We start from the raw sequence: 12,103 nt of genomic DNA, 5'->3' as shown, positions 1-12,103 counted from the left end.
CGTGAAAATATTTTGATAATTAATTTCCAGTTTTAAAAAAATGAACATTAAAAAATCCCACCTAAAATAGGAGGGATGAAATAAATTGGTTTGAGGAAAATCCTTGAACCACAAAGCTCGGCGAATGCCGAGAGTCTATTTTATTTTAAGGAGGAGTGAACAGTGGACTATAAAAAGGAATTCGCAGAAGTGTTATATGAGCAATTACAAGAACATCTAGATTTAACAAAGGTAGAAAGTATGATTGAGAGACCGAAATTCGAGAACCAAGGGGACTTATCATTTCCATGTTTTGAATTGGCGAAGATCTACAAAAAGTCTCCTCAAGAAATCGCGAAAGAGCTTGTGCAAATTCTCAAACTTCCAAAACAATTTCATCATTCGGAAGCAGTTAGTGGATATGTGAATGTATTTTTAAATAAAAGCGTCGTATCTGCAAATGTCTTGAATGAGATCCTCTCTAAAGGTGAGAATTATGGAGATTTAAACATAGGAGACAAGAAGGTTATTACAATTGACTTTTCTTCTCCGAATATCGCCAAACCATTTTCAATGGGTCATCTACGTTCTACAGTAATAGGAAATTCGCTTGCTCTCATTGCGGAAAAGTGTGGTTATCAAGCGATTAGAATTAACCATCTAGGGGACTGGGGAACTCAATTTGGAAAATTGATCGTTGCCTATAAACTATGGGGAAATGAACAAAAGGTTAAAGAAACTCCAATTAAAGAGCTTTTGAAATTATATGTTAAATTTCATGAGGAAGCAGAACAAAACGAGCAACTTAATGATCAAGCAAGACAGTGGTTCAAGTTATTAGAGGACGGAAATGAAGAGGGGTTAAAGCTGTGGTCTTGGTTTAGAGAAGAATCCCTAAAAGAGTTTAATAAGATCTATCAACTTCTTAGTATCCATTTTGATTCCAATCATGGAGAAGCATTTTATAACGATAAAATGGATCAAGTTGTTCAGTTACTAGATGAGAAAAATTTATTAGTAGAGTCGGATGGAGCGATGATTATAGAAGTTGGGGAAGATTTACCTCCTTGTTTAATTAAGAAAAATGACGGAAGTACTTTATATGCTACACGTGATCTTGCAGCTGCCATCTATCGTCAAAACACGTATCAATTCGAAAAGTCATTATATGTAGTTGGAAATGAACAATCTCTACATTTTAAGCAGTTTATCACTGTCTTAAAAAAGATGGGCTTCAAGTGGCATAGAGGGATGAAGCATGTTCCTTTTGGAATGATGTTAAAAGACGGCAAAAAAATGTCAACTCGTAAAGGGAAAGTGGTTTTACTAGAGGAAGTTTTAAAGGATGCAATCACTCTTGCTAAGGAAAATATAGTGGAAAAGAATCCGACACTTGCTGAAAAAGATGATGTTGCTCGCCAAGTAGGGACCGGTGCGGTAATATTCCATGATTTGAAGAATTACCGTTTAAACGACATTGAGTTTTCACTTGAAGATATGTTGAGATTTGAAGGGGAAACTGGACCTTATGTTCAATATACTCATGCACGTGCGTCATCTATTTTAAAGAAAGGTAATTACAAAGCTGATCATGAGGCAATATTACTCGATGATGAAGAGGCTTGGCAAGTTATTACAAAGTTAATGGCATTTCCAGATGTCATTCATCGTGCATTTGATGAATACGACCCATCTCAAATTGCAAAATATGTTCTTCAACTTTCTAAAGCATTCAATAAATATTATGGTTCTGTTCGAATATTAGACGACCTGCAACAAAAACAGGCAAGACTCTCTTTAGTACATTCTGTTCAACTCGTTTTAAAAGAAGGGTTGAGACTATTAGGAATACAAGCTCCTAAAGAGATGTAGGTTTGAGATTAATATGAACAACTAAGCGACATTTCTCAAAGAAGGAGAAATGTCGTTTATTATTGAAGTACTCTTTAATAAGTCCAGTTTACCAGGAGGAAATTTATGAATTACATAATGGAATTAAGGAAAGTTGTCGGTACGAGACCTTTGATTATGGTTGGAGCTTGTGTCATTTTACAGAATGAAAAAAGGGAAATCTTGTTGCAACTTCGAAAAGACAATAATTGCTGGGGGCTAGCTGGTGGTTCCTTGGAACTCGGTGAGACTTTAGAACAAGCAGCAAAAAGAGAACTTTATGAAGAGACAGGATTAATAGCCAATAAATTAGAGCTATTCAATGTATACTCTGGGGAAGAATTTTATTATAAATATCCTCATGGTGATGAAGTGTATAACGTAGTCTCGGCATACATTTGTAACGACTACGAAGGCAAGATTAGAATTGAGGAAGGTGAGTCTCAAGCTATATCTTTTTTTGATCCCCATAATCTGCCGCAGAACATTAGTCCACCAGACTTACCGATAATAAGAGAATTTATTTATAGGAGTAGCTTATGATTATTAGAGAATTAAACAATCATGAGAAGCCACCAATGGATTTATTATTATTAGCAGATCCATCTATAAAAATAGTTGAAGGATACTTGGCGAGGTGAAATTGCTATATCGCTGAAGTGGATCATAAAATGATTGGAGTTTATGTATTACTTCCAACTAGACCTGAAACTGTTGAAATCGTCAACGTAGCGGTGGCTGAAGAGCATCAGGGGAAGGGCTTAGGGAAACAATTGGTATTGGATGCCATTCAAAAGGCTAGGGCAAGTGGCTATAAAACAATCGAAATTGGTGGGGGAAATTCAAGTATTCCACAGCTTGCCTTGTATCAAAAATGTGGTTTTAGAATAACAGGAATTGACCACGATTTTTTCGTAAAACATTATTCTGATGAAATCTATGAAAATGGAATTCAATGCAGAGACATGATTCGATTATCACAAAATCTATAAAATAGAAGGGATGTTATGAAAGATTCACTTTCAAAACATCCCGTTAAATTTACTGTTTTTCCTCATTCACAATTAGCTTGAAAATGTCTCTACGATTATAATGACCTACAACATCAAAATCAAAATGACCGCGTGTAATATCATTTAGATCTAAGTCCGCATATAATATTTCTTCTTTTCCAAAGACTGGTTCCACTAAAAATTCTCCCAGTGGGTTAATGATACAGCTACCACCACGCGTCAGTTCAAATGGCGCTTTTTGCATATCTTCTGATTCCAACAAATCATTTTCGTGCATATCCTTTGTACTATATTGGTTACATGATAATACAAAGCATCTGCCTTCTAAAGCAATATGGCGCATCGTTGCAAACCATGAATCTCGATGATCAGCAGTTGGAGCAATATAAATTTGGATGCCTTTCTCATACATAGCGGTACGTAGAAGGGGCATGTAGTTTTCCCAACAAATGACTGCACCAATTTTTCCATACGGTGTATCAAATACAGGAAGTGTACTGCCATCTCCTTCACCCCAAATGAGACGTTCACTTCCAGTTGGTTTCAACTTTCGATGTTTCCCTAGCAAAGTTCCATCAGGACCGATGAAAATAGCTGTGCAATAAAGTGTCCCACCGCTAAATTCTGAATCACGTTCGATTACTCCCATAACTACATAAGCCCCAACTTTTTTTGCAATTTCACCTAATCGATCTGTTTCTGGTCCCGGAACGGTAATAGCGTTAGTTGAATAGCGTAAAAACTCATTACGTCCTTCTGCTGTTCGACTACCAACAACCGCACCAAAACTCATCCCACGAGGGTATGCTGGAATGTAAGCTTCAGGAAATACAATAATGTTTGCCCCTTGATCTCCAGCCTCTTGAATTAAGTTAATTGCTTTATCGATACATTTCTCTTTATTCATGACAATCGAACCAGCTTGTACAACAGCTACTTTACAAGACGTCATACTATATCCCCTTTGTTTGAAATGAATTTAATCTAATCCTAACCCCTTTACAGAAAGTGTAAAATTGATTGATTATAATGTAAAATACATAAATAACATAATCAGTATGCGAAATTAGAATAATGGGAGGGTTCTTGGTGAATTTACGAGATTTAGAGGCGTTTAAAACCGTTGTAGAATGCGGAAGTTTTTCGAAGGCTAGTGAAGAACTATACATAGCACAACCATCCCTTTCAAAGACAATACAAAAGTTAGAAAAAATGCTTGGTTATACATTAATAGACCGTACAAATCGAATTCTTCGTTTAACAGACGAGGGAAAATTGCTTTACGAAAAATCGTTAGTAATTCTTCAGGAAATGAAAGATTTAGAGCTAGAACTGGGAGAATCACGTAATCAAATAAAAGGACATTTAAAAATTGGATTACCTCAAATTATCGGTACTTTTTTCTTTCCAAAGGTAGCAAAGCAGTTCAAGAGTAAATTTCCAGATGTAACGCTGGAAATAGTAGAAGACGGTGGGTTAGAAGTAACGAAGCTTGTAGAAAAAGGGGAATTAGATGTTGCATTTGTTGTACTTCCAACGAAAAGCAATGAAATAGAGGAAAGTTTAATATATGAAGGACACTTTGTTGCATGTTTGCCGGAAAATCATAGATTAAAAGATGCCAATGAAATAAGGCTTGAACAATTAAAAGATGAAGAATGGATCTTGTATGATTTAACATTTGCGCTTCGCCAGATCGTTCTTGATAGTTGTAGGCAAGAGGGATTTGTCCCGAATATTGTTTATAGTACTGCTCAATGGGATTTATTAATGTCTTTAGTACATGAAGGCTTAGGAGTTGCACTCGTACCAAACCCTTTAATAAAAATGTTTGGTAAAAGCATTAGTACTAAAGAAATTAGTAGTCAATATATCCCTTGGAAAATAGGCGTTGTTGTAAAAAAAGAACGCTACAAAACTAATGCCTTACATGCTCTTTTGGATACTGTAAAGGAAGTATATAAAATATAAAAAGGGAGCTCCTTAATCGGAGTTCCCTTTAACTTCTTATTTTACAAGTTGTTGTTCTGCTTCTAATTTCGCAACAACTTCAGCAACAAATTCTTCTGATAAGTTATGTTTTGCAACATAACGGTTACGTGGATCTTTTGTACATTCGATTGTACAACCACCAAGGTGTTTTGCTTCGTTCTCCTCTGATGCAAGAATTTGCTTATTGCATTCAGGGCTTGCACAATTAACATAACGTTCACATGGTGTACCATCGTAATGATCACGACCAACTACAACGTGTTCTACTTGGTTAATTGGAACAGTTAAACGCTCGTCAAACACGTACATTTGTCCATCCCAAAGTTGCCCTTTAACGACAGGATCTTTACCGTAAGTAGCGATACCACCGTGTAATTGACCTACTTCTTCACCAATACCTTCACGTTTTAACCAGCCAGAGAATTTTTCACAACGAATACCACCTGTGCAATATGTTAATACGCGTTTACCTTCGAATAATTCTTTGTTATCGCGTACCCATTGTGGTGTATCACGGAATGTTTCTACCTCTGGGCGAATTGCACCACGGAAGTGACCTACATCATATTCATAAGTGTTACGCACATCTAATACAACCGTGTCTTCACGTTGCATTTCCTCAAAGAACTCTTGAGGTGTTAGGTAACGACCTGTAATCTCATGCGGATTAACATCGTCTTCTAAGCTTAAGTTAACAAGCTCTGGACGTGGACGACAATGCATTTTTTTAAATGCATGACCTTCCGCTTCATCGATTTTGAAGACAATGCCTTCAAATAATGGATGATTTTTCATATGCTCCATGTAAGCATTTGTATCTTCAACTGTACCTGAAACAGTACCATTGATACCTTCTTGTGCTACAAGAATTCGGCCTTTTAAATTGATTGATTTACAAAATGCTAAATGCTCTGCGGCAAAAGCAGCAGGGTCCTCAATTTGAGTATAATGATAATATAGTAAAACTCGATAATCCAATTTATTTCCACCTCTCAATATATTTGCAGGATATACCTGATCGGGGAACTTCTAACAAAATGTAAGAAATTCTTATTACTATTTTAATAAAATTAAAACAGCAACCTGACAATGATATCACAAATTTATTAGTTTGGGTATCGGTCATAGGTCTGAGACATCATTCTAATTTTCCTTAGATTTAAAATCTAAGAATATTAATGTACAAAAATTAAATGCTGAACGAGATTTTTATTCCTTTTCAAGGGACATGTAAATACTCACAAAGGAAAAGTAAATAATGAATGTATATATTAAGTTTCAAGTCAAGAAAAATTGTATACAAAATTGAAATGCGATATTATTAAGAAATAAATAAAAATACAGATTGGGTATTTCAATTTAGCATTCGTCCTACAAAAAAGGAGTATTTTTCACATGGAATATAATGATGTAAATAATGAAGTAATGGATATGACAATCTTACCTGAAGTTGTAAAACAGGAATTATATAGACTTCGCAAATTAGAATATGCATTAAATCAAACATCAATTTTGGCTGTTTCAAATTTGAAAGGTGAAATTGAGTATGTAAATGACTTATTATGCGAAGTGAGTCAGTACGATAGGGAAGAAATTATTGGTCAATATCATGCAATACTTTTTTCAGATACGTTTAAAGCAAATGAATTAAATGAAATGGTTTCAACATTAAGAGAAGGGCATGTTTGGAAGGGGCAAATATTAAACAAACGGAAAGATGGATCGAAATATTGGGTCTATACTATTATTGTTCCTATTAAAAATGAACATGGTGAAATTACGCAGTATTATTCCATTAGTTCTGAGATCACGAAAGCAAAACAATTTGAAGAAGAAGCAATGAGAAACAATGAAAATTACAGATTAATTGCTGAAAACACCATTAATTTGTTAGCTCTTATTGAACCAAATGGAGAATTTAAATATGTTTCGCCAACATTTAATAGTCTCTTGAAATATGATTTGAATAAATTAAAGACTAGAAACTTTTTTGACTTAATTCACCATGAGGATCTTGAAGGTGTAAAACACGATGCACAAACTTACTGTAGAAAACGTAAAGAACCACTATTGATGGAATTTCGCATTCTAAATAATTTAGGGGAATACGTCGATGTTGAAGCAACAATTCGGGCTGTTAGTACACCTACTTATTCTGAAAATGATTTATTGTTAGTTGTGATGAGAGATATTCGTGGTCGTAAAGAGGTAGAGAAGAAAATATACCATATGGCGTACCATGACTCTTTAACGAATTTTCCAAACCGACGCTCTTTTTTGAGTCAGCTTCGTGAAGAAATGTCTTATAGAATAAAGAATAAGGCAAAATTAGCCATTCTATTTATAGATTTAGATAACTTTAAAAATATCAATGATCAATGGGGCCATGATACGGGAGATCTTGTCTTACAAGAAACAGCTAAATTAATTAAATCAACAATTCATCCAAAAGATGTTGCAGCTAGACTAGGTGGCGACGAATTTATGGTGATGTTAAAAGATGTTAAGGGTGAAGATGATGCCATTACTATTGTGAAAAGGCTTCTGGAAAAGTTTAATACTCCAATTAACTTAAATGGTATTGAACATACAATTACATGTAGTGTTGGAGTATCTATTTATCCAGATCACGGAACAAATCCAGATGAGTTAATTAAAAATGCAGATGATGCACTTTACACTGTGAAGGGGAAAGGGAAAAATGGTTTCAGAGTGTTTAATGAAGCTATTGAGCACCAATCCTTTGAACGTAGAATACTTGAAAATGCTTTGAGAAATGGTATTAAAGAAAAACAATTTTACTTAGAATATCAACCAAAACTGAACATTTCTACAAATGAGCTTATAGGAATGGAAGCATTGGTTAGATGGAAACATCCTGATTTAGGAGTAATCCCACCGATGAAATTCATCTCCCTGGCTGAATCAACAGGGCTAATTATGCCATTAGGTGAATGGATATTAAGAGAAAGCTGTAAACAAACGAAAGAATGGCAAGATACTGGATTAGGGAATCTTTCTGTTTCTGTTAACATATCCGTTCGCCAATTAGAAGACCCCTACTTTTTAGATAAAGTCCAACAAATATTAAAGGATACAGGATTGGATCCAAAATGGCTAGAGTTTGAAGTGACAGAAAGCATTTTTGCCGATCTAAAAAATACGGTAGACATCTTACAAGAAATCCGAAAGCTTGGTATTCAGATTTCTGTTGATGATTTTGGTACAGGATATAGTTCATTGAGCTATATTAAACATCTCCCGATTGACACATTAAAAGTCGATCAATCCTTTGTAAAAGACATTCATGTCAATCAAGAAAGCCAAGCGATTGTCCTAGCTGTATTAAATTTAGCGAAATCTATTGGACTCAATGTCATTGCAGAGGGAATTGAATTAAAAGAACATGTTGATCAGTTATGTGAAGACGGCTTAATATTTGGACAAGGTTATTATTATAGTAAACCTTTAAATAAGGAAGCGTTTGAGGAATTTGTTAACAATAGTGCAACAGTTTAGTTTGCGAAATATGAAAAGCATGAGTTCAAATTATGGACTCATGCTTTCTTTGTTAGGTGGTGGTAATTAAATCTCGTAAAACTTTTTAGTATTTTCATAGAGAACACGTTCTGTTTCTACAACATCTAACCCTTTTAGCTCGGCAATTTTTTCGATTGAGTAGTGAATCATTTTCGGGTCAGTCATTTGACCTGAAAATGGTCCTTCAAATGGCCAAGGACCGTCAGTTTCAACCATCATTAACTCAATCGGATACTCTTGAACAAGCTTTTGAATTTCATCCTCGTATAATACATCCGGTGTAATGGAGATGAAATAACCATTTTGAATCATACGCCTTACAACATCTTCATCACCTTTAAACCAGTGAAAATGCGCTTTTCTTACACTATGTTTTTCAAGTAAATTACACGCTAATGCAGCGTCTTCATATACCGCATGAAGTACAATGGGCTTATCCCACTTTGATGAAAATTCTATAAATCTTTCAAGTAATTCCATGTAAGGTGCATAATCAAAAGGGATCTCGCTTTCTATCTTTTTATAGTAAGGTAGACCGACTTCACCGACAGCTACCATCTCATCGACATGCTGTTCCATCCACGAAAAAAGTTGATTTAAAGTATCCTGCGAAGAGATTTCTTGCTCTGGATGAAAACCGAAAGCTGGCTTCACACGTGAATCACCTAACGACAATTGATAATTCCTCAAGCAAGATTCCATATCAAAAGAAACTGCAATTAAAGCCTGTACATCATTTTTCTCTAATGAAGACAAAATCATGTTTTGTTCTTTTTCTTCATAATGATCCAAATGAATATGTGCATCGATAATCATTCAATTTCCTCCTTAATGTATTGGAAGATTTCTTGCTTTAGTGTGAAAAATTCATTTGTTTCAAGTAATCTTTCGTCCCGAGGTCGTGAGAAGGGGACTTTGATCTCAGCTTTAATCTGCGCAGGTCTTTTCGATAAAATATAAATACGGTCTGATAGAAATAGAGCTTCCTCAATACTATGGGTAATGAATAATACCGATTTTCGATTTTCTTCCCAAACTGAAAGAAGCCATTTTTGCATTTTCAATCTTGTAAATTCATCTAAAGCTGAAAAGGGCTCATCTAAACAAAGTAGGTTTTGTTTACTTAATAAAGCGCGGATAAAAGATACTCGTTGCTTCATCCCACCGGATAATTCAATTGGATAGGAATTTTCAAACTCTGCGAGTCCAACCTTACGAAGCCACTGTTTTGCACTTTCATAGTCCGGTTTTCCTTGTAACTCAGAGGCGAGCACCATATTTTCTAAAACCGTACGCCAAGGAAATAGGGAAGGTTGCTGTGGCATGTAACTGATAAAACCTTTCTTTCCATTAATCAGTTCATCATTCAAAAGAATTTCACCTTGATCGGGAAATTGATTTCCACCTATTAATTGGAAAAGAGTACTTTTTCCGCTTCCGGATGGGCCGAGGATCGCAACGAATTCTCCTTCTGCAACATGTAAATGAATATCTTTTAAGACGTGAAGGTCCCCGAATGTTTTATTCAATTGTTTAATCTTTAATAACAAATTAAGAACCTTCCTTTCTTCCCTTTACAACAAGTTTTTCGATTGAGCGAATCACTCCAAACAAAATGACACTCAAGAACATAATGAAGAAAATCGCTAAGAAAACTCGGTCAATTCTAAATGATGATTGGGCAAGGGTCATATATACACCAATACCTGTTTTTGCGCCAAGCCACTCTGAAATTACAGCCCCCATGACACTGTAAGTTGCAGCTATTTTCAGCCCTGAAAAGATCGAAGGAAGTGAGTGTGGAAACTCAAGCTTCCAAAAGATTTGATTTCGCGTTGCACCAACCATTTGCATGTAATGCTTTAATTCTGGTGCTGTTTGTCTAAATCCGTCCATACTAGATACTACGATTGGGAAGAAACATACAAGGCTAATAACTATTAGCTTTGGCAACATTCCAAACCCGAACCAAATAATTAGTAGGGGAGCAAGGACAATCGTCGGTATATTTTGTGACAGTATTAAAAGTGGGTATAACAATTCGTTTACTTTAGGTAAACGATAAAGAATAATAGCAATCAAAAGACCAACGCTACAACCAATTAATAAACCGAGCAATGTTAAATATATCGTTGAAAAAATATGACCATAGAAAGTGTTAAATCCAACAATCGCTTCATGAATAATATCGGATGGTGCTGGTAATAACCATTTTGGTGTTTCAGTTACCCGAACTAGTACTTCCCAAAGGATGAATAAAAAAAGGAGGAAGAGAAAAGACCTTCCTCCACGGATCCATAATTTTTTCATATTAACGATATTTCTCCGTTAATTGGTCCATAGAAACACCATTTGGGTTGTAAGATATTTTGATTTGGGAGAGCACACCTGGACAACCTAGTTCAATCATTTTATGATTCATTTTCTCAACGATAGAAAGTAATTCAGAAAGTTCACCTTCCATTGTAGTTTCAAGTGGATTCACTTGATATTTTACACCTGAAGCATCGATTACTGAGATTGCCTCATCAACGTATGGAATTACACTTTCGCCATTATTTGTTTTCGGAATGATTTGTATACTTAATAATGCGTTTGCCATAAATACCATCTCCTTATTCCGGTAAGAACTCGTTTGTAAATGCTTTTTCTGGATCAAATTCGTCTTCTAATACACCGTGTTCTGTCATCCAATCAGCGTAGTTTTTCCATACTTCTAGTTTTTGTTCACCCCAACGTGGAGCGTCGTCCTGGTATTTAGAGCTTAGCCATTTTTGACTTTCTAAAACTAGTTCTGAATCTAGTTCTGGTACTGCTACTGATAAGATGTTTGCAGCTTCTTCAGGGTTTTCTATTGCGAATTGGTATCCTTGTGCTGCAGCAGTTACAAATGCTTTTACAGTATCCGGATTGTTAGAAATCATATCTTCATTTGTTGCAAGAACCGGTGTGTAGTAATCTAGTTTTTCAGTATAATCCGTTAAGTAAATCATATTAATCTTTTCGCCGCGTAATTCAGCTTCAATACCTGTCCAAGCATAATAAATCCACGCAAAATCTATTCCTTGATTTTTCATAGTGAAGAAGTCTGCATTACCTGCGTTAACAATATCTAATTTATTGATATCTGCTTGATCTACTGTCATAAGAGTTTGCAATACGGCTTGCTCAATAGGGGAGCCCCAGCCACCATATGTTTTCCCCTCAAAATCTTTAGGAGAAGTAATATTTAAATCTGCAGGTGAGGCGAACCCAGATGTATTGTGTTGAATGATAGCAGCGAGCGATACAATCGGTACACCTTGAGTACGTGCTAAGGTAATTCCTTCTTGATAACTAACACCAAAGTCTGCGTTGCCAGATGCAACAAGTTGGTCAGCACCTGCATCTCCAGGCATGATAATTTCAACATCTAACCCTTGTTCTTCAAAAAATCCTTTTTCTTTTGCTACATATAATCCTGTGTGGTTTGTATTCGGAGTCCAATCTAAGACTACTGATACTTTTTTCAATTCTTTGTTTGTATCATTTGCTGAAGTGTCTGAATCATTTGACTTTGATTGGCAGCCTACAAGTGCGAAAACAGTCAGCATCAACAACGATAATAATTTTTTCATGTTAAATCCTCCATCCATATGAATTGTCAATCCATATTCTTCGAAGAAATAAAAAACGCCTAGGAATATTCC

Annotated in this window: 11 protein-coding genes and 1 pseudogene; 5 read left to right on the top strand and 7 right to left on the bottom strand. The window is 35.5% G+C overall.

Annotated elements, in window-relative coordinates; genetic code table 11:
- Positions 1-162 precede the first annotated feature (162 nt).
- From argS to ACOQFO_RS06585, 3 genes and pseudogenes are all read left to right on the top strand, one after another.
- Positions 163-1,851, top strand: a complete 1,689-nt coding sequence (gene argS / locus ACOQFO_RS06595; protein ID WP_421688900.1) for an arginine--tRNA ligase — start codon at positions 163-165, stop codon at positions 1,849-1,851.
- Positions 1,852-1,956: 105 nt separating this feature from the next.
- Complete coding sequence (locus ACOQFO_RS06590) at positions 1,957-2,412, top strand: NUDIX hydrolase (RefSeq protein WP_421688899.1); 456 nt, start codon at positions 1,957-1,959, stop codon at positions 2,410-2,412.
- Positions 2,409-2,861: pseudogene (locus tag ACOQFO_RS06585) on the top strand (GNAT family N-acetyltransferase). The gene ACOQFO_RS06590 and the pseudogene ACOQFO_RS06585 overlap by 4 nt, the downstream one beginning before the upstream one ends.
- A gap of 49 nt (positions 2,862-2,910) precedes the next feature.
- Here ACOQFO_RS06585 and ACOQFO_RS06580 read toward each other — a convergent pair.
- The gene (locus ACOQFO_RS06580) at positions 2,911-3,834 is read right to left on the bottom strand and encodes a carbon-nitrogen hydrolase family protein (RefSeq protein ID WP_421688898.1); all 924 of its coding nucleotides are present in this window, start codon (positions 3,832-3,834) and stop codon (positions 2,911-2,913) included.
- A 137-nt stretch (positions 3,835-3,971) separates the two neighbouring features.
- On the opposite strand from ACOQFO_RS06580, the gene ACOQFO_RS06575 reads away from it, so the two are divergent.
- Positions 3,972-4,853, top strand: coding sequence for a LysR family transcriptional regulator (locus ACOQFO_RS06575; protein ID WP_421688897.1), 882 nt, complete (start codon positions 3,972-3,974; stop codon positions 4,851-4,853).
- 36 nt (positions 4,854-4,889) lie between these two features.
- On the opposite strand, the gene ACOQFO_RS06570 is transcribed toward ACOQFO_RS06575, so the two are convergent.
- Positions 4,890-5,852, bottom strand: a complete 963-nt coding sequence (locus ACOQFO_RS06570) for a rhodanese-related sulfurtransferase (protein ID WP_421688896.1) — start codon at positions 5,850-5,852, stop codon at positions 4,890-4,892.
- Positions 5,853-6,269: 417 nt separating this feature from the next.
- Between ACOQFO_RS06570 and ACOQFO_RS06565 the strand changes: the two genes are divergently transcribed.
- Positions 6,270-8,393 (top strand): sensor domain-containing protein, encoded by a 2,124-nt coding sequence (locus ACOQFO_RS06565; RefSeq protein WP_421688895.1) that lies wholly within the window; start codon positions 6,270-6,272, stop codon positions 8,391-8,393.
- A gap of 66 nt (positions 8,394-8,459) precedes the next feature.
- On the opposite strand, the gene ACOQFO_RS06560 is transcribed toward ACOQFO_RS06565, so the two are convergent.
- Genes ACOQFO_RS06560 through ACOQFO_RS06540 form a run of 5 tightly spaced genes read right to left on the bottom strand, consistent with a single transcriptional unit; the run spans position 8,460 to position 12,031 of the window.
- On the bottom strand, positions 8,460-9,230 hold the full coding sequence (locus ACOQFO_RS06560; protein WP_421688894.1) for a TatD family hydrolase: 771 nt from the start codon (positions 9,228-9,230) through the stop codon (positions 8,460-8,462).
- The gene (locus tag ACOQFO_RS06555) at positions 9,227-9,964 is read right to left on the bottom strand and encodes an ABC transporter ATP-binding protein (RefSeq protein ID WP_421688893.1); all 738 of its coding nucleotides are present in this window, start codon (positions 9,962-9,964) and stop codon (positions 9,227-9,229) included. The genes ACOQFO_RS06560 and ACOQFO_RS06555 overlap by 4 nt, the downstream gene beginning before the upstream one ends.
- Position 9,965: 1 nt before the next feature.
- Entirely contained in the window at positions 9,966-10,724 is a 759-nt protein-coding gene (locus ACOQFO_RS06550; protein ID WP_421688892.1) for an ABC transporter permease, read from the bottom strand.
- 1 nt (position 10,725) lies between these two features.
- Positions 10,726-11,016: a thiamine-binding protein gene (locus ACOQFO_RS06545; protein WP_421688891.1), complete on the bottom strand. Its 291-nt coding sequence runs from the start codon at positions 11,014-11,016 to the stop codon at positions 10,726-10,728.
- A 13-nt stretch (positions 11,017-11,029) separates the two neighbouring features.
- Positions 11,030-12,031, bottom strand: coding sequence for an ABC transporter substrate-binding protein (locus tag ACOQFO_RS06540; protein ID WP_421688890.1), 1,002 nt, complete (start codon positions 12,029-12,031; stop codon positions 11,030-11,032).
- Positions 12,032-12,103 lie beyond the last annotated feature (72 nt).

Source organism: Ureibacillus sp. MALMAid1270, from assembly GCF_049202975.1.
In the GTDB taxonomy this organism is placed as follows: Bacteria; Bacillota; Bacilli; order Bacillales_A; family Planococcaceae; genus Ureibacillus.
This window is presented reverse-complemented; position numbering and strand designations above follow the sequence as displayed.

Bases quoted from the DNA above. Each gene is read 5' to 3' on its own strand.
- ACOQFO_RS06590 (WP_421688899.1), top strand. From the start codon at position 1,957: ATGAATTACATAATGGAATTAAGGAAAGTTGTCGGTACGAGACCTTTG.
- ACOQFO_RS06580 (WP_421688898.1), bottom strand. From the start codon at position 3,834: ATGACGTCTTGTAAAGTAGCTGTTGTACAAGCTGGTTCGATTGTCATG.
- ACOQFO_RS06565 (WP_421688895.1), top strand. From the start codon at position 6,270: ATGGAATATAATGATGTAAATAATGAAGTAATGGATATGACAATCTTA.
- ACOQFO_RS06560 (WP_421688894.1), bottom strand. From the start codon at position 9,230: ATGATTATCGATGCACATATTCATTTGGATCATTATGAAGAAAAAGAA.
- ACOQFO_RS06550 (WP_421688892.1), bottom strand. From the start codon at position 10,724: ATGAAAAAATTATGGATCCGTGGAGGAAGGTCTTTTCTCTTCCTCCTT.
- ACOQFO_RS06545 (WP_421688891.1), bottom strand. From the start codon at position 11,016: ATGGCAAACGCATTATTAAGTATACAAATCATTCCGAAAACAAATAAT.
- ACOQFO_RS06540 (WP_421688890.1), bottom strand. From the start codon at position 12,031: ATGAAAAAATTATTATCGTTGTTGATGCTGACTGTTTTCGCACTTGTA.